We start from the raw sequence: 18,848 nt of genomic DNA on the forward strand, positions 1-18,848 counted from the left end.
TGCGTCGCCGCCGCGGGGTTCATCGCCGTACAGCCGGTGTTCTGGACGCAGCCCACGGCGTTCCTGACCGGCGCGGCAGCGGCGGGAGGCATCGCGCTGATCAACTCCCTGGGCTCGATCGGCGGGTTCGTCGCGCCCAACGTCAAGACCTGGGCGGACGGGGTGGCCGGCTCCCAGACCGCCGGCCTGTACGTCATCGCCGGCTTCACCCTCGTCGGCGCCGGCCTGCTCGCCGGGCTCGGCGCCTGGCAGCGCCGCACCGGCCGCCGGGAGGCCGCACACAGCACTTCCGTGACACCGAAGACCCGAGCTGAGGAGACCGTCTGATGCGCGCGCTCGTGATGAAGGGGAACTGGGAGCTGAAGGTCGACGACCTCCCCGCACCCCGCGCCGCCGCGGGAGAAGTGGTGATCTCGGTCCTGGCGACCGGCATCTGCGGGTCCGACCTGCACGGCTTCACCGGCGAGAACGGCCGCCGCTTCGCCGGGCAGGTGATGGGACACGAGACGGTCGGACGGATCACCGAGGTCGGTCCGGGAGCGGCCGAGGCAGTCGAAGGGGGCCTGCACGAAGGGCAGTTGGTGACGGTCAACCCCGTCATCGCCTGCGGCGACTGCGAGGCCTGCAGTGCCGACGCGCAGCAGCTGTGCCCCTCACGCCGCGTCATCGGAGTGGACCCCGCACTGCGTTCGGCCTTCGCCGAGACGATGAGCGTCCCCGCCGGAAACGTCGTCGTCCTTCCCGAGAGCATGCCCGCGGAGTACGGGGCGCTCATCGAGCCCCTCGCCGTCGGCCACCACGCTGCCGTACGAGGTGGCTGCCGCCCGGGCGACCGCGTCCTCGTCATCGGAGGCGGGCCCATCGGACAGGCCGCGGCCCTCGGCGCCCTCCGGCTAGGTGCGGAGCCGCCGGTGGTCAGTGAACCCCACCCCGGACGCCGTGCCCTGCTCAGCCGACTCGGCCTCCGTGCCGTCGACCCCGCCGCCGGTGAACTCGACGGGCTCGTGCGGGACATGCTCGGCGGCCGTCCGACGGTGACCATGGACGCCGTCGGCACCGAGGGCACCGTCGGCGATGCCCTGGCCCTCACCGAGCTGGGAGGGCGTGTGGTGCTGGTCGGCATGCACGCCCCGCGGCTGGAACTGTCCGCGTACGCCGTGAGCACCCAGGAGCGCGCGCTGATCGGCAGCTTCTGCTACTCCGCGAGCGAGTTCGCACAGACCGCACAGTGGGTGGCCGCGACCGATCTCGACCTGTCCGCGCTCATCGAGGGACGTGTCGGTCTGGACGGTGCGCCGGACAGCTTCACTGCTCTGGCGCGCGGCGAGGATCAGGCCAGCAAGGTCCTGGTCTACCCGCACGGCGCTCCCGGCTCCGCACCGGCCGACGGCTCCGCCGCAGCTGCCGCGACGACATCCGAGGAGGCCCCGAAGTGAGTTCCCCCGCCACGCGCATCCGCCACCTGCGTGCCTTCACCGTCGACGCGCAGGGAGGCGCCGACTACCACGACCAGCCGGCCGGCCACTGGATCGACGACCACATCGCCACCCCGATGTCCGTCTATCCCGAGTACCGCCAGAGCCGTCAGAGCTTCGGCCTGGACGTGCTCGGCTCACTCGTGATCGAGGTCGAGGCAGCGGACGGCACCACCGGCTTCGCCGTCACCACAGGCGGGGAACCCGCCGCCTGGATCATCGAGAACCACCTCGCCCGTTTCGTCGAGGGGGCGAAGGCCTGCGACCTGGAGCGGATCTGGGACCAGATGTACCGGTCCACTCTCTTCTACGGGCGCAAGGGCCTGGTCCTCAACGCCATCAGCGGCGTCGACCTCGCCCTGTGGGACCTGCTGGGCAAGTTGCGGGAGGAGCCCGTCTACGCGCTCCTGGGCGGTCCGGTCCGCGACGAGCAGGTCTTCTACGCGACCGGCGCACGTCCCGACCTGGCCGAGCCGATGGGGTTCATCGGCGGGAAGATGCCCTTGCGGCACGGCCCGGCCGAGGGTCCGGAGGGGCTGCGCGCCAACGTCGAGGCGATGCGTGCCATGCGGGAGAAGGTCAGCGACGACTTCTTCCTCGCCTACGACTGCTGGATGTCGCTCGACGTCCCCTATGCCACGCGGCTCGGCCACGAGCTGGACGGCCAGGGCGTGCGCTGGATCGAGGAGGCGCTGCCCCCGGACGACTATTGGGGCTACGCCGAACTGCGCCGCAGCCTCCCCGCAGGCATGCTCACCTCGACCGGCGAACACGAGGCCGGCCGGCTCGGATTCCGGCTGCTGCTGGAGATGGGCTGCGCCGACATCCTCCAGCCCGACGTGGGGTGGTGCGGCGGTCTCACCGAACTGGTGAAGATCTCCGCTCTCGCCGACGCGCACGGCAAGCTCGTCGTACCGCACGGGTCGAGCGTGTACTCGTACCACTTCGTGATCACCCGTCACAACAGCCCGTTCGCGGAGTTCTTGATGATGGCGCCGAAGGCGGACGAGGTGGTGCCGATGTTCAGCCCGCTCCTCGTCGACGAGCCCGTGCCGGTGAACGGCCGGCTGAGGCTTCCGGAGACCCCGGGCTTCGGCGTCGGCCTCAACCCCGAGTGCGCGCTGCGCCGGCCCTTCGCCCACTGACCGCCCGGCGGCCCAGGCCGCCCGTCCGTCCCCCTCACCAACCGGCCCCCGGCTGGTTCCCACCCGACAACCGCCGCACACGAGGAACTTCCCCATGCGTCTGATCCGCCTCGGAGACCCCGGCTTCGAGCGTCCCGCCGTCCTGGACGACGACGAGCGCGCCTTCGACCTCACACCCGTCACCCGCGACATCGACGGCGACTTCCTCGCCGGCGACGGCATCGCCAGGGCGCGCGCGGCGCTCGCTGCCGGAGAGCTCCAGCCCGTCGACACCCGGGACCAGCGGAGCGGCTCTCCGCTGGCCCGTCCGGGCACCGTGCTGTGCGTCGGGCAGAACTACGCCGCTCACGCCGCTGAATCCGGCGACTCGCCACCGACCAGGCCCGTGATCTTCTTCAAGACCCCGAACACCGTCGTCGGCCCGTACGACGAGGTGCTGGTGCCGCGTGGTTCGGAGAAGACGGACTGGGAGGTCGAGCTCGCCGTCGTCATCGGCCGCCGTGCCCGCTACCTCGGCTCGCCGGAGGAGGCGCTGGACCACGTCGCCGGATACGCCGTCTCCAACGACGTCTCCGAACGGGCCTTCCAGATAGAGGAGTCCGGAGGCCAGTGGTCCAAGGGCAAGTGCTGCGAGACCTTCAACCCGCTCGGCCCGTGGCTGGTGCCGGCCGAGGAGGTGGGCGATCCGCAGAGCCTCAGGCTGCGCTCCTTCGTGAACGGTGAGCCCCGGCAGGACTCCAGCACCGCGGACATGATCTTCTCCGTCGCGTTCCTGGTGCACCACCTCAGCCAGTACCTGGTGCTGGAGCCCGGCGACGTCATCAACACCGGGACACCGCAGGGCGTCGCCCTCTCCGGCCGCCACCCCTATCTCCGGCCCGGCGACGTGATGGAGCTGGAGATCGACCGACTCGGCCGCCAGCGGCAGCTGTTGGGCAAGGCATGACGGAGAGAAGCCGCTGACCGCAGGCCTGCCGGCCGTCCCACGCGGGCGGTGTGCGCCGCTCGAGAGAGGGGGAGACATCGGGGGTGCGGCGCACCCGGCGCCGCCTAAGGAGAGCCTGGATGGCCGACGAGGGCACCGCCGGACCCGCGAGCCCGCTCGACCTGCAGATGGACAAGCCGCACACCGCCCGCATCTACGACTACTTCCTCGGCGGAAAGGCCCACTACGAAGCGGACCGCGCCGCGGGGGACCAGGTCATGGAGGCATGGCCGGGAGCGCCCGTCGCCGCGCGGACCAACAGGGCCTTCATGCACCGCGCGGCCCGTCTGCTGGCGGCCGAGTACGGGATGGACCAGTTCCTCGACATCGGCACCGGGATACCGACGGAGCCGAATCTGCACCAGGTCGCGCAGAGCGTGAATCCCCACGCCCGGATCGTCTACGTGGACAACGACCCGATCGTGCTCGCCCACGCCCGCGCGCTGATGAGCAGTTCCTTCGAGGGGCGTACGGCCTACCTGCACGCCGGCATCACGGAATCGGACGGCATTCTCCGGTCGACCGAAGTGACAAGGACGTTGGACCTCTCGCGACCCGTCGTCCTGAGCGTGCTCGCGCTGCTGCACTTCGTCCCCGACGAGCTGGACGCGTACGGCATCGTCGAGCGGCTCGTCTCCGCTCTGCCGTCCGGATCCGCACTGGTCCTCAGCCACGGGACGGGCGACTTCGATCCGGAGGCGATGGAGAAGGTCGGCCGGATCTACCGGAGCAGCGTCACCAGGGCGCAGTCCCGCAGCAAGGAGGAGTTCGCGCGGTTCTTCCGGGGACTCGACCTCGTCGAACCGGGCATCGAAGTGCCGCACCGGTGGCGCCCCGACGAGACCGGCGGTCCGTACATCGGCGGGGGTCACGACGCCGTCAGGGACTCCGACGTCGCGCTGTGGGCGGGGATGGCCTTCAAGCGCTGAGCCCCCGCGCCGCGTACTCCCGCGCGGCCCGATCACACAGCCGTCTTCGCCGCTGGAGGACCCCGCCATACGCAGCAGCCGGACGGGCCCGGCGGCCGGGATGCCCGTAGGTTCGCGGCAGGAGAGCACTGCCCGAGCAGGCGGAAGGCGTTGAAGGCGATGTCGCTGCACAAGGGCCGCCCCGGCCCCGCCCGCACCGAGCGCAGCGGGCTGTCCGTCAACCCCTTCTACGGCGCCGCCGACCCCGTCGCGGGCATGACCACGGAACCGCCCCGCCACCAGCTCCCCGACGGCCCGATGACTCCCGAGGCCGCCTACCAGCTCGTGCACGACGAGCTGATGCTGGACGGCAACTCCCGTCTGAACCTGGCCACTTTCGTCACGACCTGGATGGAGCCGCAGGCGGGCGTGCTCATGTCCGAGTGCCGCGACAAGAACATGATCGACAAGGACGAGTACCCGCGCACCGCCGAGCTGGAGCAGCGCTGTGTCGCGATGCTCGCCGACCTGTGGAACGCCCCGGACCCCGCCTCGGTCGTGGGGTGTTCCACCACGGGTTCGAGCGAGGCCTGCATGCTCGCCGGGATGGCTCTCAAACGCCGCTGGGCCCGCGGGGCGCGCGACCGCTACCCGGCCCGCGCCGTGCCCAACCTGGTGATGGGGGCCAACGTCCAGGTGTGCTGGGAGAAGTTCTGCGACTTCTGGGAGGTCGAGGCCCGTCAAGTACCCATGGAGGGCGACCGGTTCCACCTCGACCCGCAGGCCGCGGCCGAGCTGTGCGACGAGAACACCATCGGCGTCGTCACCGTGCTCGGCTCCACCTTCGACGGTTCGTACGAGCCGGTGGCCGAGGTGTGCGAGGCGCTCGACGCGCTGCGGGAGCGGACCGGCGTGGACGTGCCGGTGCACGTGGACGCCGCCTCGGGCGGGATGATCGCGCCCTTCCTCGACGAGGACCTGATCTGGGACTTCCGTCTGCCGCGCGTCGCGTCGATCAACACCTCGGGCCACAAGTACGGGCTGGTCTATCCCGGTGTCGGCTGGGCGCTGTGGCGTTCCTCGGAGGCGCTGCCCGAGGAGCTGGTCTTCCGCGTGAACTACCTGGGCGGCGACATGCCGACCTTCGCGCTCAACTTCTCCCGTCCGGGCGCGCAGGTCGCCGCGCAGTACTACACCTTTCTCCGGCTCGGCCGCGACGGCTTCCGCGCCGTACAGCAGACCGCACGCGACGTGGCCGGGTCGCTGGCCCGGCGGATCGAGGGGACGGGCGACTTCCGCCTGCTCACACGTGGCGACGAGCTCCCGGTCTTCGCCTTCACCACCTCACCGGGCATCACCGGCTACGACGTCTTCGACGTGTCCCGGCGGATGCGGGAGCGCGGCTGGCTGATCCCCGCCTACACCTTCCCGCCGAACCGTGAGGACCTCTCCGTGCTGCGCATCGTGTGCCGCAACGGCTTCACGGCCGACCTCGCCGAACTGTTCGTCGAGGACCTGGAGGCGCTGCTGCCCGAACTGCGCGCCCAGGAAGCCCCGTTGGGCAGGCCCGCGTCCGTCGCGACCGCGTTCCACCACTGACGGCGCGTGCCCCGAGCTGCACCCCCGGGCCGCACCCGCTGAGAACGGCCGCTCACCCGGAGACACCGGTCATCGACCGGGGCGAACGGGGTACCCGGCTCATCCGGGACACGCCAGGAACACGCCCTCACGAGAGACGAGGAGGCCGGGAGATGGCACGCCCGATCTGGAGCGGGGTGATCACCTTCGGCCTGGTGACCGTGCCCGTGCAGCTGTTCGCAGCGATCAAGGACCACACCATCCACTTCCACCAGCTGGAGCGCGGCACGAACGACCGCGTGCGCAACCGGCGGGTGAACGAGCGTACGGGCAAGCGCGTGGACCTCGACGACGTCGTCAAGGGCTACGACCTGGGGGACGGCGAGCACATCGTGGTCGAGCCCGAGGAGCTCGACGAGATCGCCCCGGGCAGGTCACAGGTCATCGAGGTCAACGGCTTCGTGGAGCTGGAGGAGGTGGAGCCGGCCTTCTTCGACCGCACGTACTACATGGCCCCGAGGAGCAAGGAGTACGAGAGGGTCTACGGGCTGCTGTCCACCGCCCTCGCGGAGACGGGGAAGGCCGGCGTCGCGACGTTCGTGATGCACGGGCGGGAGTATCTCGTCGCCCTTCGCGCCCGGGACGATGTGCTGGAGCTGCACACCCTGCACTGGGCGGACGAGGTCCGGGACCCGCAGGCGGAGCTGCCCAGGCTGCCCGAGGGCGAGGCGGCCGGCGGCAAGGAGCTGAAGAGCGCGAAGCAGCTCATCGAGGCGATGGCCGTCGAGTGGCGTCCCGGGGACTACGAGGACAGCTACGAGAAGAAGGTCCGTCACCTGGTCGAGGCGAAGCGGGACGGAGCGGAGGTCATCCGCGAGGAGGAGCCTCCCGAGGCCACGAACGTGGTCGACCTGGAAGAGGCGCTCCGGCGCAGCGTCGACCAGGCGGGACCCCGGCGGCGCCGCACGAATCAGCGCGGCGGGGGCGGTGGCGCGAGCCAGAACGGCGGGGGCAGCCGCGCGAGCCGGAACGGCGGCCGGAAGGGCTCCGGCGACGACACGCGTGCGAGGCTTTCAGAGCTGAGCAAGCGGGACCTGTACGAGCGGGCCACCGAACGGGACGTGCAGGGCCGCTCAAGGATGAACCGGCGTCAGCTCATCAAAGCCCTCAGCGGCGACCGCGGCAGGAGTGAGAGGTCCGCCTCCTGAACGCGCCCGTCGGCGAGACGGCCGCCCGAGCAGGGCTCGGCCGGCCGCCGGAGTTCAGCCCGCGGCGGCGGAGTCGTCGTGGGGGCGGGCCCCGGGGAGGTCGTGCCGGGCGGCGATGAGGGCGGCGTCGACGTCGCTCGTCCCGGTGGATATGCAGAGGGTGTACGCGACGTCGTCCAGGCGTCGGCGTGCCTCGTCGGAGCCGTCCTGCGCGTGGAGTTCCTTGAGGGTCTCGTACTGGGCGACGAGCTTGCGCAGGACGACGGGGTGAGCCATGAGCATGATCGGGGCTCCTTCGGTCTGGATGAGGCGAGAGACCGCCGGCGCACCGTCGAGGCAGTTCATCGTGAGCTGTCTCCTCCCGGTGCGGTCTGCGTGAGTGCACGGGAGGTCCGGCGCAGCCGGGGCCGCACCGGGAGAGGCGGTTCGTCTCTGCCTCCCGCACCGGTGCCTGCCGGCTGAAGCACCTGGGCTGCTGCGTGTCCCCGTGCCGGAGGCTGAAACATCCGCCAGGACACGGGGCCGTCACCCGTACGGCCCACCGGTGCACGACGCCTCTGAAATGCGGGTTTCATCACGGAATGGAAAGCTTTGGGTAGTCCCCGGCTGCGCATCCGCCTCGGGGGCGCCGAATCAGGAGCACACGAGGTGGTCGACCGATGAACACGCCCAACGCGTACTTCGAGCAGTTGTACAGCGACTCGGCCGATCCCTGGAGCCTCACGGAGCAGTGGTACACGCAGCGCAAGTACGACCACACGCTGGCGGCGCTCCCGCACCGGCGATACAGGACCGCGTTCGAACCCGGCTGCTCCGTCGGCATCCTGACCACGCAGCTCGCCGCGCGCTGCGACAGCCTCCTGGCCACCGACCGCGTCGCGGCGGCGGCTGAGCTCACCGCCGCACGGACCCGCGATCTGCCGCAGGTGCGCGCACGTCAGCTGACGATCCCGGAGGAGTGGCCGGACGGCCGGTTCGAGCTCATCGTGCTCTCCGAACTCCTCTACTACTTCGACGACTTGACGCTGAGAGACGTGCTCACCCGCACCGTCCGTGCCCTCGAACCCGGTGGCACGCTCGTCACCGTCCACTGGAACCATCCCGCGCCCGAGCACCACCGCACGGGCCGCACCCTCGCCCCCGTGCTGAGTGCGATACCGGGGCTGGCCATGCTGACCGACTGCCGCGACCCGGACTTCACCCTGCACGTCTTCGCACGGCAGGACGTGCAGGGCCGTACGCCGCTGTCGACGGCCGCGCGCGAAGGGCTGCTGTGAGGCGCCGCCGCCCCGGAGGTCTCAGGGGAGCGGCGTGCCACCGGTCGCGTTGACGATCTCGGCGGTGATGTAACTCGCCTCCTGGGAGGCCAGGAAGACGAACGCGGGCGCCATCTCGGCGGGTTGAGCGGCGCGGCCGAGCGGGCTCTGCTTGCCGAACTCCTTGGTGTCGGGCAGCGTCGCGGGGATCAGCGGCGTCCAGACGGGTCCCGGCGCCACGGCGTTGACGCGGACGCCCCGGTCGGCGAGGTTCGTGGCGAGGCCCTGCGTGAAGGTGGCGATCGCGCCCTTGGTCATCGCGTAGTCCAGGAGGTGCGGGCTCGGTTTGTAGGCCTGCACCGAGGTGGTGTTGATGATGCTGCCGCCCTCGGGGATGTGGGGGAGCGCCATCTTGCAGAGCCAGAACATGCCGTAGAGGTTGGTGTGCACGACACGGTCGAGCTGCTCCGTGGTGATGGCGTCGATGCCCTCGGGCTGCGACATCTGGTACGCGGCGTTGTTGACGAGCACGTCGACGCGGCCGAACTCCTCCACGGCCCGGTCGATCAGGAGCCGGCACTGCGCCTCCTCCCGCACGTCCACGGCCGTCGCGACCGCCCGGCGCCCGGCATCCTCCACGAGGCGCACCGTCTCCCGCGCCTCGCTCTCCTCCTCCGGGAGGTGCGAGAGCAGCACGTCGGCACCCTCGCGGGCGAAGGCGAGCGCGACCGCCCGTCCGATGCCGGAGTCGCCTCCAGTGATGACGGTCTTCCGGCCGGTGAGCTTGCCGGAGCCGCGATAGGTGTCCTCACCGTGGTCGGGGCGGGGCTCCATGCGTCCGGTGTAGCCGGGATGTTCGTCGTCCTGCGAGGGGAACGGCGGTTCGGGGTGACGGTGTGCCGGGTGCTCGGTGCCGGACTCGGACATGTGGCGCCTCCAGCGGCGAAGGGACGACGGTCGTTCGGAGCGGATCTGCGGGGTCCGGAGTGCCCCCTGACGTCGCCGGATAACAGAGCGCGAGCCGGGCGCGCGCCCGTCAGTCGACCCGGTCCCCGTAGTACCAGCGGCTCAGCGCCACTCGCACCCGCCGGCTGCGGGCCGCTTCGTGCCCGTCGTCGCCGGCCGGCGTCAGTTCCAGCGGGCGCGGCGTCTCCCGCATCAGCAGGGTGTAGCGCTCCTGGTGGGAAAGCGCGCGGCGTGGCTCCTCGAGGCCGCCTTCGACGGTCTGCCGAACCTCTCCCGTCTCGTCGCCTTCGTGGACGCGTTCGAGGTCGTGTGCCCGCAGCGCCCTGCACAGGCGCCGGGTGATCATGAACGCGGCCACGGGGCCGAGTACGAGGGCGCCCCGGAAGAACCAGGTCAGACCGTTGAGCGAGACGCCGAAGACATCGGCGAGCACGTCGTTGCCGCCGGCGAGCAGGAGCACGGCGTAGAAGGTGATGCCGCCGACCCCCAGCGCCGTACGGGCGGGCCGCTCGCGGGGCCGGTCGCAGACGTGGTGCTCGGCGTCGTCGCCCGTCACCCACTTCTCCAGGAAGGGATAGAGGTAGAGCCCGAGGAAGAGGAGCGTCGGCAGGATCACGGTCGGGACCAGGACGTTCCACATGAAGGTGTGGCCCCACAGCGTCGTCTCGAAGGGCGGCATCAGCCGCAGTGATCCTTCGAGGAAGCCCACGTACCAGTCCGGCTGGGAGCCGGTGCTGACCTGGTCGGTGCGGTAAGGGCCGTAGGCCCAGACCGGGTTGATCTGCACCACGCCCCCCAGCAGCGTGAGCAGCCCGAACAGCATCATCGACAACCCGGCGGACTTGGCCGCGAACTGCGGGACCATCGGCTGCCCCACGGCGTTCCTCTCCGACCGTCCGGGACCGCCCCAGTGCGTGTGCTTGAGATGGACCACCAGGATCAGGTGGAGCACGACGAGGCCGACGAGCAGTCCGGGGATGAGGAGGATGTGGGTCACGTAGAGCCGGGTGATGATCTCCGTGCCCGGATACTCGCCGCCGAAGACGAAGAAGCTCAGGTACGTACCGGCGACGGGGATCGACAGGAGCAGGCTCTGCACGACCCGCAGGCCCGTACCGGAGAGCAGGTCGTCAGGCAGCGAGTAGCCGCAGAAACCCTCGGCCACCGCCAGCACGAACAGGGTGATCCCGACGACCCAGTTGACCTCGCGGGGCTTGCGGAAGGCGCCGGTGAAGAAGATCCGCAGCATGTGCACGCCGATCGCCGACACGAACAGCAGGGCCGCCCAGTGGTGGACCTGACGGATGAGCAGCCCGCCGCGCACCTCGAAGCTGATGTGCAGCGTCGAGGCGTACGCCTCGGAGACCAGTACGCCCCTCAGCGGTGAGTAGGAGCCGTTATAGGGGATCTCGCTCTCGCCCGGGTGGAAGAAGAAGGTGAGCCACGTCCCCGTCAGCAGGAGCAGGACGAGGCTGTAGAGGGCCAGTTCACCGAGGAGGAACGACCAGTGGTCGGGGAAGGCCTTGCGGAGGAGGGCGCCCCCCTGGGCTGCCGGCAGCCGGTCGTCGAGAAAGGTGAAGCCGCTCTCCGCGGCACGGCCCGCCCGGGTCCTCGACGGCTCGTTCCTCCGCCTCGACGGCATGTGCCGTCCTCCCCTCTCGTGTCGTGTGCGCTCTCGTGCAGTGGGCGGGGGTCAGCGGTCGTTGTGCTGGAAGACGAATCCGGCGACGCCGGGGGCGATGAGGCCGACGCCGATGAGGAAGAGCCACAGGCCGTAGACCACGCCCGTCCCGGCGAGCGCCGTCCCGACGGCGGTGAAGACGGGGAAGTAGCTGCGCGGGGAGAAGAACGCGAGCGGTCCCGCTCCGTCCTGCACCTCCGACTCCTTGCGGTCCTGCGGGCGTTCACCGTGCCGCCGGTACTGCATCCACAGGAAGAAGGAGATGAGCGAGGACATCAGGAACGACACCAGCAGGGCGGACGTGCCTGCCGGCTCCCTGTGCAGGGCGACGTAGACCGAGGTGACGACGGCGAAGAAGGCGGCGACGCCTGCGAAGAGAAGGGCCTCGAGCTTCATGGCCGCCCCTCCCTCGCGAGATGCGGGTGGTGCAGATCGAAGGCGGGGGATTCGGAGCGGATGCGCGGCAGGGCATGGAAGTTGTGCCGGGGCGGCGGACAGGACGTCGCCCACTCCAGCGACCGGCCCCAGCCCCACGGGTCGTCCTCCGTGACGCGCGTGCCGTGCTTCGTCGTGCGCCACACGTTGTAGAGGAAGGGCAGCGTGGAGAGCCCCAGCAGGAAGGCGCTGGCGGAGGAGACGGAGTTGAGGACGGTGAACCCGTCGGCGTCGAGATAGTCCGCGTAGCGGCGCGGCATGCCCTCCGCGCCGAGCCAGTGCTGCACGAGGAACGTCCCCTGGAAGCCCACGAAGAGCATCCAGAAATGGATCTTCCCGAGCCGTTCGTCGAGCATCTTCCCGGTCAGCTTCGGCCACCAGAAGTAGAAGCCCGCGAACGTCGCGAAGACGATGGTGCCGAACAGGACGTAGTGCAGGTGGGCCACGATGAAATAGCTGTCGGTGAGGTGGAAGTCCATCGGGGGTGAGGCGATGAGCACCCCGGTCATGCCGCCGAGAAGGAACGTCACCATGAAGCCGACGGACCACAGCATGGGCGTCTCGAAGGACAGCGACCCCTTCCACATCGTCCCGATCCAGTTGAAGAACTTCACGCCCGTGGGCACGGCGATGAGGAACGACATGAGAGAGAAGAAGGGCAGCAGCACGCCGCCCGTCGCGAACATGTGATGCGCCCACACCGTCGCCGAGAGGCCGGTGATGGCGACCGTCGCGCCGATGAGCCCGACGTAGCCGAAGAGGGGCTTGCGGCTGAAGACCGGGAGGATCTCCGTGACGACGCCGAAGAAGGGCAGCGCCACGATGTAGACCTCGGGGTGCCCGAAGAACCAGAACAGGTGCTGCCAGAGGATCGCTCCGCCGTTGGCCGAGTCGAAGATGTGCGCGCCGAACTTCCGGTCCGCCTCCAGCGCGAACAGCGCAGCCGTCAGCACCGGGAAGGCGAGGAGGGCGAGGATCGAGGTGAACAGCACGTTCCAGGTGAACAGCGGCATCCGGAAGACGGTCATGCCCGGAGCGCGGAGGCAGATGATCGTGGTGATGAAGTTGACGGAGCCGAGGATGGTGCTCAGCCCGGCGACCGCGAGCCCCATCGTCCAAAGGTCACCGCCCGAACCCGGCGTGAACGTCGCGCTGTTGAGCGGCGCGTAGGCGAACCAGCCGAACGACGCGGCGCCCTCGGGCGTGAGGAAGCCACCGAGCACCATCAGCCCGCCGAAGAGGAACACCCAGTAGGTGAAGGCGTTCAGCCGCGGGAAGGCGACGTCCGGCGCGCCGATCTGCAACGGCATGACGGCGTTGGCGAATCCGGTGAACGTCGGCGTCGCGAACAGCAGCATCATGATCGTGCCGTGGACGGTGAACAACTCGTTGTACTGCTGGGCCGAGATCAGCTGGAGCCCCGGGCGTGCGAGTTCGGCGCGCATCACCATCGCCATCAGACCGGCCAGCAGGAAGAAGCCGAACGAGGTGGCCAGATACATGTTTCCGATCACCTTGTGATCGGTCGTCGTCAGATAGCGCAGCAGCGCCTTGCCGAAGACGAGCCCCTTCTCCCCGTCCGACGGCGGCTCGAACTGTGTGCGCTGCCGCGTCTCTTCTTCGGCCGCAGTGCTCATCGGGCGGCCTCCCCGCACCGACTGCCGAAGCGCCGGGACTCCGACGAGGTGCCATCCATGCTGGAAGAGCCTGAAGAAGGCACCGGGAAGCGGGAGGCTGCCACGCCGGTACGCACCGCTCAGGTCACCCGGAAGCATGGGCGGTCGACGCTGCGTGCCCAGTTCGTTCCGGACGTGTTCCCATGTCGGTCTCCTCCCTTCTCGCGGAAGGGAGGGGTCCGATACGCTGTGCGCCACCTGAATGCGCATACATGGGAGCGCCCACGATGGTTGCCGACCCGAAACCCCTTTCCGCGCCGGGCACCCGCCGAGCCGCCCTGGACGTCATCCTTCTCCACCAGCACCCGGGCGGCGGCTATCCGGCCTGCCCCACCTTCGAGGTGTACGGATACTCCTGGTTCAGGGACGGAGCGTTCATCGCCGAGGGCGCCGACCGGGCGGGAGCGGCGCGCAGCGCGCGCGCCTTTCACAAGTGGTGCGCCCGCGTGCTGACATCACGGGCCGAGCGCATAGAGAGCATCGTGAGCACGCTGCGCTCCGGTGGCACGCCCACCTCCCGTGAGTGGCTGCCCGCCCGCTACACCCTCGAAGGCGAGGACGAGGGCGATACCGGCTGGTGGAACTTCCAGCTCGACGGGTACGGCACCTGGCTGCACCTCCTCGTCACCCATCTGCGACGGCACGCCGGCGACCCCGAGCCGTACCGCGAAGCCGCCCGGCTGGCATGCGAATACCTGGCCGCCGCCTGGAACACCCCGTGCTTCGACTGGTGGGAGGAGGACAGCCACCAGCGGCACGGCGCGACCCTGGCCTCGCTGGAAGCAGGGCTGCGTGCGGCTGTCGGCGCCGGCCTGGTCGCAGGGGACACCGCTGACCGGGCCCGCACGGCTGCCGACGAGATCGCCGCAGCCGTGCGCCGCGAAGGCGTGCGCGACGGCCACCTCGTGAAGTGGATGGGCGGGCCCGACGCCGTGGACGCCAGTCTGCTCGCCGCCCTCACGCCCTTCGGCCTGCTGGAGCACTCGCTGGCCGGGAAGACCCTGGCCGCCGTCGAGCGGGACCTGCTCCACGAGGGCGGCGTGTACCGCTACCTCGAAGACACCTTCTACGGCGGCGGGCGCTGGCCGGTGCTCTCCGCCCTGCTCGGCTGGCACTACGCCAGAACCGGACGCCTCCGGGAGGCCGAGCAGATGCTGCACTGGATGGACGGGCTGTTCACGGAGGACGGGCTGCTGCCCGAACAGGCCCCCGAAGGACGGCGGTTGGCGCCCGGCCGGGAACAGGAGTGGCTGGACCGCTGGGGTCCCAACGCCACTCCGCTTCTGTGGTCCCACGGGATGTACCTGATCCTGGCCCACGAGTTGGGCGAGCTCGACTCGAAGCCCGTCTAGCGCTTCCTCAGGCCTCTTGCTTCTGCGGCCGCCACACGTACCGGACGTCCGGCTCGCGCTCCTCGTTGCCGCGTCCGTCGGTGCGCTCCGCGGCGACGAAGCCGTGCCGTTCGTAGAAGCGGCGTGCCGGGCCGTTGATCTGGAACGTCCACAGCGCCAACCGGGCCGGGCAACGCTGCTTGGCCACATGCACGAGGCGGTCGCCGATGCCCCGGCCACGCCAGGGCGGATCGAGATAGAACTGGTCCACTTCTTCGCCGTCCAGCACCATCATCCCGACGACCGAGCCTGCGACGTCGGCCACCCACACCTCGTGCCCGGGCACGACCACCTCCCGGATCCAGAACCGCACCTCGTCGTCCGTATGCGCACGGCACACGCTCGGAAGCGCCGCCGCGTAGGAACGCAGCCACACCTCGGCCACCGCGGCGGCGTCGGTCTCGACCGCACGCCGGATGACGAGGTTGTCCAACTCCACGGCGGTACATGCTGGCAGACGGATGCAGCGGCCGCCTCCGAGTTCTCCGCTTCAAGGGCTGACGGGGAACCGGTCCGCGACACCGGCCGGAGCACCGGCGACCTCTGCGAGATCGGTCAACTCCCCGCGGACGGAAGGATCTTCAGCTGTAGGGCAGAACGTCGTCCGCGCGAATGACGCCTTCGCCCGCACCCCTCAGCCCAGTTGGACGGTGAACTCCCGTCGCTGCACGCGCAGCACTGTACGGCCGCCCTCACGCGAGGACTTCGCGCCCTGGCACCGCGCGTCGCCCTCGACGGCGACGACCGACTCCGCGCCGCTGACCGCGCGGAAGGTCACCTTGCCCTTCTCCACGCCGGTGATCTCCGCGGTTGCGTACGCGATGTGCCCGCCGCCGGCCTTCACGTCCAGCGGCAGCATGGCCCCGCTGCGCCCCGGGATCCGCAGCTTCTCGCCGCCGAAGAGCGCCTTGCCCTTCTCGGCGACGGTGAAGACCTGGTCCAGCCCCGAGGTGACGTTCAGGGCGTGCAGGAGACGTCCCCGATCGCCGTCGCGGGTCGTCAGGAGGAACAGGCCCGGGTCGGTCGCGCTGTGGGTGAGAGCGGGGGCGGCGCCCAGGGCCTTCAGCGCGCGGGACCAGAAGTCCAGGTCGCAGCGGTAGTCCGTGGTGATGACCACCGCGCGCCCCGCTCCGACCGGGATGTCGAAGCCGCAGCCCTTGCCCGTGGACAGTTCGCGGAGAACGGTGTCGCCCTTGCTCGGCGTGCACAACTGCGCTTTCGCCACGCGGACTTCGGCCCTCGGCGCGGCCCAGCCGTGCGAAGTGGCCGAGAGCCAGAAGCGGTCGGCGTCGGTCATGGTCCTGCCGACCTTGAGACCGAGCGCGTCGCGCAGTGCGGTGCTCGGCTTGCCGTCCATGTCGGCCACCGGCACCTTGCCCGAGAGCAGCAGCTTGCCGCCGTCCTTCAGATACCGGACCAGCTTCCGCTGAAGCCCCGTTGAGAGGTTCTCGCCGGTGGCCAGGGCGAGTACTGGCGTACGGTCCGGGTCGAGGTCCGCGGACTGGATGTCGAGGGCGCTGTAGCGGAAGCCGCCCAGCAGCATGGCCCGGGAGACGGCGCCGCGCGGGCCGAAGCCGCGGATCTCCTCGATGTCGGCGAGGATCGCGTCGACGCTCTTGCGCTCCGGCGGGTGGTACTCGGTCAGATAGTGGTCGGGGACGAACCCCAGGGCGACCTTGTCGTACTCGGGCACCATCCCGGCCAGCACGCGGCCCACCCCGCCCACGGCGTGGACGCTCTCCTTCAGCGGTTCGTAGCTGAGGTTGCGCCTGCCCTCCGGATCGACGGGGGCGGCGAAGCCGTGACGTTCACCGGTGATGCCGATGCGGTCGTTGCCGTCGCCGACGGGCTTGTCCAGCTTCGGGTTGATCCCCCCTGAGAACAGGTAGTAGTTGATCATTTTGACGCCCTGGGCGAGGCAGAGCCTGGTCTTGAGGTCGGTGCTCTCCGCGTCGGCCTGGTTGTCCAGGTTGTCGCCGTAGTCCGCGTGGCCGGCGTCGAACTCCAGGGCGCTCAGCGGCTGGTCCTCGTCCTGCACCGACTCCATGAAGGCGTTGACGAGGTAGAGGTCGGTGACGTTCTTGACGGTGAGGCCGCCGAGGTAGAAGTCGGCGCCGGAGAAGATGCCGGACTTCCCGGAGTAGGTCTCCATCAACTGGCTGATGCCGATGGGGAATTTGCGGGCGCCGCTGTCGGAGGTGCCGTGGATGTTGATCAGGAACGGCACGTCGTCGAGGCCGTTCTTCTCGGCGTACTTGCGGAGCGTGCTGACGTAGCGGGCGAAGCGCCCCCGCATGAACGCGCCGACGTCGTGCATGAGGGCGGGGGAGTAGGCGTCCTTGGGGGCGCGGATCGCGGCGTCGCGCTCGCCGGCGGGCTTGTCGGCGAAGGGGTAGCGGTCGCCCAGCTTGTCGCCGTAGGTGTCGTCCAGCCAGCCGTTGAAGTCCTTGAGCGTGCCGTCGGTGAGGGAGGGGGTGTTGCTGACCCAGGCGAGCATGCCGATCTCGTTGTCGAGCTGGCAGGCGATGACTCCCGGACGGCCCTTGCGGTGCTTGCGCTTGGCGATCACCGGTATCACCGCGTCGTACCAGCGCTCGACCTCCTTGAGATATGCGGGCGCGAGATAGTCGACGGTCTGCGCGGTGTCCTTCTGCCCGTCCCAGCCCTCCGGCACGATCTCGGGGTGGTCCTTGCGCAGGCGGTGCGGGAGGCCCTCGCCCTTGAGTTCGGCCATCGTGAAGGGGCCCGGCCGGGCGATGACGTGGAAGCCGTTCTCGAGGCACAGGTCGAGGAACGCACCGAGGTCGCGCTCCTTCCGGGTCCTGCCGGTGACGTCGATCGAGCCCTCGGCGGTCTCGTGCCACATCCACGGGATGTAGGTGGCGATGGCGTTGAGGCCGGCCTCCTTGGCCAGGTCCAGGCGCGACTGCCAGTCGGAGCGCTTGAGACGGAAGTAGTGGATCTCACCGGCCATGACGAGGACGGGCTCGCCGTCGATCAGCAGCCGCTTCCGCTCGTAGGTGACGGACGGCCCGGACTTCGTCCGCCGCGTGCCGGCGGCCGGAGCCGCGGCGGCGGGTGCCGCGCTCACCCCGCTCGTGGCGGCGGCGGCGATCGCCCCCGCCCCGCCGATCACGGCGCGGCGGCGGAAGGTTGTCGGGTCAGACGTCATGGCTGGCTCTCCGTGAGGTCGTGAGGTCGAACGGCTCAGGCCGAGGCGTGGGGGTGTTTCGCGGCGTCGGTGCGCCGCGACTGTATGCGCTTACAGAAGCCGCGAACAAGGGCCCTGCCAGAAGTGATCCGCTTTCGATGAACGCACGGCCCGGGATCGGAGCGACGTCAGCGGGCGACCCGGAATCCGGTGTTTCCGGCAGAGCTGTCAGGGGTGTTCGCCATGCGTGCCGAAGTCCGGTACCGGAGGCAGTAGGACTCGTGGCAAAGGTGCGAACCGCCGCGCAGCACCCGGGAGTCGCCGGACGGCGGCCCCTGCGGGTCCACCCGGGGAACGCGCTCGTGGAAGGCGGCGCTGAAGAAGTCCGCGCACCACTCCCACACGTTGCCGGTCATGTTGAAGTGGCCGAAGCCGCCCGGCGGGAAGGCGTCCACCGGGCAGGTGCCGGCGTAGCCGTCCGCCGCGGTGTTGCGGTCCGGGAAGGAGCCGCGCCAGATGTTCATCCTGTACGTGCCGTCAGGCTCCCGCTCCTCGCCCCACGGGTACGGCATGCTCTCCAGCCCGCCTCGTGCCGCGTACTCCCACTCGGCTTCCGTCGGCAGCCGTGTACCGGCCCAACTGCAGTACGCCAGCGCATCGTTGTGGGAGACATGGACGACCGGGTGGTCGCCGCGCCCGTCGATGCCCGAGCCCGGACCCTCCGGGTGCCGCCAGTCGGCGCCGAAGACCTGACGCCACCACGGCGCCGCCGCGGCGCCCCGGGTGGGTGGGAAGCCCTCGGGCAGGAAACCCCCGAAGACGAAGGACCAGCCGAAGAGTTCGGCTTCGCTGCGGTGGCCCGTCGCCGAGGCGAACTCCTCGAACTCCGCGTTGGTGACGGCGGTCGCCGCCAACTGGAAGCCGGAGAGCGTCACTTCACGCACGGGGCCTTCGCCGTCCGCCGGGTACGGCCCGTCCTCGCACCCCATCAGG

Annotated in this window: 16 protein-coding genes and 1 pseudogene; 9 read left to right on the forward strand and 8 right to left on the reverse strand. The window is 70.1% G+C overall.

Features of this window, described 5'->3' with window-relative positions:
- From H5J26_RS32135 to H5J26_RS16365, 7 genes and pseudogenes are all read left to right on the forward strand, one after another.
- A pseudogene (locus tag H5J26_RS32135) lies at positions 1-327 on the forward strand (MFS transporter); the annotation flags it as partial.
- Entirely contained in the window at positions 327-1,436 is a 1,110-nt protein-coding gene (locus tag H5J26_RS16340) for a zinc-dependent alcohol dehydrogenase (RefSeq protein ID WP_181766594.1), read from the forward strand. The pseudogene H5J26_RS32135 and the gene H5J26_RS16340, both read left to right, overlap by 1 nt.
- Entirely contained in the window at positions 1,433-2,620 is a 1,188-nt protein-coding gene (rhmD, locus tag H5J26_RS16345) for an L-rhamnonate dehydratase (RefSeq protein WP_210771407.1), read from the forward strand. The genes H5J26_RS16340 and rhmD overlap by 4 nt, the downstream gene beginning before the upstream one ends.
- A 94-nt stretch (positions 2,621-2,714) precedes the next feature.
- Positions 2,715-3,566 carry a fumarylacetoacetate hydrolase family protein gene (locus H5J26_RS16350; RefSeq protein WP_181766595.1) on the forward strand — a complete coding sequence of 284 codons (852 nt, stop codon included), beginning with the start codon at positions 2,715-2,717 and terminating at the stop codon, positions 3,564-3,566.
- A 119-nt stretch (positions 3,567-3,685) separates the two neighbouring features.
- Positions 3,686-4,534 (forward strand): SAM-dependent methyltransferase, encoded by an 849-nt coding sequence (locus H5J26_RS16355; protein WP_181766596.1) that lies wholly within the window; start codon positions 3,686-3,688, stop codon positions 4,532-4,534.
- 159 nt (positions 4,535-4,693) lie between these two features.
- The gene (locus H5J26_RS16360; RefSeq protein ID WP_181766597.1) at positions 4,694-6,112 is read left to right on the forward strand and encodes a glutamate decarboxylase; all 1,419 of its coding nucleotides are present in this window, start codon (positions 4,694-4,696) and stop codon (positions 6,110-6,112) included.
- A gap of 152 nt (positions 6,113-6,264) precedes the next feature.
- Positions 6,265-7,299, forward strand: coding sequence for a Ku protein (locus H5J26_RS16365; RefSeq protein WP_181766598.1), 1,035 nt, complete (start codon positions 6,265-6,267; stop codon positions 7,297-7,299).
- Between the two features lie 54 nt (positions 7,300-7,353).
- Here H5J26_RS16365 and H5J26_RS16370 read toward each other — a convergent pair whose 3' ends face one another.
- Complete coding sequence (locus H5J26_RS16370; RefSeq protein ID WP_181766599.1) at positions 7,354-7,581, reverse strand: DUF5133 domain-containing protein; 228 nt, start codon at positions 7,579-7,581, stop codon at positions 7,354-7,356.
- 377 nt (positions 7,582-7,958) lie between these two features.
- Here H5J26_RS16370 and H5J26_RS16375 point away from each other — a divergent pair, with 377 nt between their 5' ends.
- A complete protein-coding gene (locus H5J26_RS16375; RefSeq protein ID WP_181766600.1) occupies positions 7,959-8,576 on the forward strand; it encodes an SAM-dependent methyltransferase in 618 nt (205 codons plus the stop codon).
- Positions 8,577-8,597: 21 nt separating this feature from the next.
- On the opposite strand, the gene H5J26_RS16380 is transcribed toward H5J26_RS16375, so the two are convergent.
- The 4 genes from H5J26_RS16380 to ctaD all read right to left on the reverse strand — a co-directional run bounded on the left by H5J26_RS16380 (position 8,598) and on the right by ctaD (position 13,274).
- Positions 8,598-9,482 carry an SDR family oxidoreductase gene (locus H5J26_RS16380; RefSeq protein ID WP_181766601.1) on the reverse strand — a complete coding sequence of 295 codons (885 nt, stop codon included), beginning with the start codon at positions 9,480-9,482 and terminating at the stop codon, positions 8,598-8,600.
- Between the two features lie 109 nt (positions 9,483-9,591).
- Positions 9,592-11,163, reverse strand: coding sequence for a cytochrome b (locus H5J26_RS16385; RefSeq protein WP_181766602.1), 1,572 nt, complete (start codon positions 11,161-11,163; stop codon positions 9,592-9,594).
- A gap of 51 nt (positions 11,164-11,214) precedes the next feature.
- Positions 11,215-11,598 carry a cytochrome c oxidase subunit 4 gene (locus H5J26_RS16390; protein ID WP_181766603.1) on the reverse strand — a complete coding sequence of 128 codons (384 nt, stop codon included), beginning with the start codon at positions 11,596-11,598 and terminating at the stop codon, positions 11,215-11,217.
- Complete coding sequence (gene ctaD / locus H5J26_RS16395) at positions 11,595-13,274, reverse strand: cytochrome c oxidase subunit I (protein ID WP_181766604.1); 1,680 nt, start codon at positions 13,272-13,274, stop codon at positions 11,595-11,597. The genes H5J26_RS16390 and ctaD overlap by 4 nt, the downstream gene beginning before the upstream one ends.
- Before the next feature lie 266 nt (positions 13,275-13,540).
- Between ctaD and H5J26_RS16400 the strand changes: the two genes are divergently transcribed.
- The gene (locus H5J26_RS16400; RefSeq protein WP_181766605.1) at positions 13,541-14,665 is read left to right on the forward strand and encodes a glycoside hydrolase family 15 protein; all 1,125 of its coding nucleotides are present in this window, start codon (positions 13,541-13,543) and stop codon (positions 14,663-14,665) included.
- A gap of 7 nt (positions 14,666-14,672) precedes the next feature.
- On the opposite strand, the gene H5J26_RS16405 is transcribed toward H5J26_RS16400, so the two are convergent.
- From H5J26_RS16405 to H5J26_RS16415, 3 genes are all read right to left on the reverse strand, one after another.
- On the reverse strand, positions 14,673-15,143 hold the full coding sequence (locus H5J26_RS16405) for a GNAT family N-acetyltransferase (protein WP_181766606.1): 471 nt from the start codon (positions 15,141-15,143) through the stop codon (positions 14,673-14,675).
- Between the two features lie 195 nt (positions 15,144-15,338).
- Positions 15,339-17,876, reverse strand: a complete 2,538-nt coding sequence (locus H5J26_RS16410) for a beta-galactosidase (protein ID WP_181766607.1) — start codon at positions 17,874-17,876, stop codon at positions 15,339-15,341.
- A gap of 167 nt (positions 17,877-18,043) precedes the next feature.
- Complete coding sequence (locus H5J26_RS16415; RefSeq protein ID WP_235980759.1) at positions 18,044-18,847, reverse strand: formylglycine-generating enzyme family protein; 804 nt, start codon at positions 18,845-18,847, stop codon at positions 18,044-18,046.
- Between the last annotated feature and the right edge of the window lies 1 nt (position 18,848).

Origin of the sequence: Streptomyces albidus (ex Kaewkla and Franco 2022) (genome assembly GCF_013870515.1) — a bacterium.
Classification (GTDB): domain Bacteria; phylum Actinomycetota; class Actinomycetes; order Streptomycetales; family Streptomycetaceae; genus Streptomyces; species Streptomyces albidus.

Bases quoted from the DNA above. Each gene is read 5' to 3' on its own strand.
- H5J26_RS16340 (WP_181766594.1), top strand. From the start codon at position 327: ATGCGCGCGCTCGTGATGAAGGGGAACTGGGAGCTGAAGGTCGACGAC.
- H5J26_RS16350 (WP_181766595.1), top strand. From the start codon at position 2,715: ATGCGTCTGATCCGCCTCGGAGACCCCGGCTTCGAGCGTCCCGCCGTC.
- H5J26_RS16355 (WP_181766596.1), top strand. From the start codon at position 3,686: ATGGCCGACGAGGGCACCGCCGGACCCGCGAGCCCGCTCGACCTGCAG.
- H5J26_RS16360 (WP_181766597.1), top strand. From the start codon at position 4,694: ATGTCGCTGCACAAGGGCCGCCCCGGCCCCGCCCGCACCGAGCGCAGC.
- H5J26_RS16365 (WP_181766598.1), top strand. From the start codon at position 6,265: ATGGCACGCCCGATCTGGAGCGGGGTGATCACCTTCGGCCTGGTGACC.
- H5J26_RS16370 (WP_181766599.1), bottom strand. From the start codon at position 7,581: ATGCTCATGGCTCACCCCGTCGTCCTGCGCAAGCTCGTCGCCCAGTAC.
- H5J26_RS16375 (WP_181766600.1), top strand. From the start codon at position 7,959: ATGAACACGCCCAACGCGTACTTCGAGCAGTTGTACAGCGACTCGGCC.
- H5J26_RS16380 (WP_181766601.1), bottom strand. From the start codon at position 9,482: ATGTCCGAGTCCGGCACCGAGCACCCGGCACACCGTCACCCCGAACCG.
- H5J26_RS16385 (WP_181766602.1), bottom strand. From the start codon at position 11,163: ATGCCGTCGAGGCGGAGGAACGAGCCGTCGAGGACCCGGGCGGGCCGT.
- H5J26_RS16390 (WP_181766603.1), bottom strand. From the start codon at position 11,598: ATGAAGCTCGAGGCCCTTCTCTTCGCAGGCGTCGCCGCCTTCTTCGCC.
- ctaD (WP_181766604.1), bottom strand. From the start codon at position 13,274: ATGAGCACTGCGGCCGAAGAAGAGACGCGGCAGCGCACACAGTTCGAG.
- H5J26_RS16400 (WP_181766605.1), top strand. From the start codon at position 13,541: ATGGTTGCCGACCCGAAACCCCTTTCCGCGCCGGGCACCCGCCGAGCC.
- H5J26_RS16410 (WP_181766607.1), bottom strand. From the start codon at position 17,876: ATGACGTCTGACCCGACAACCTTCCGCCGCCGCGCCGTGATCGGCGGG.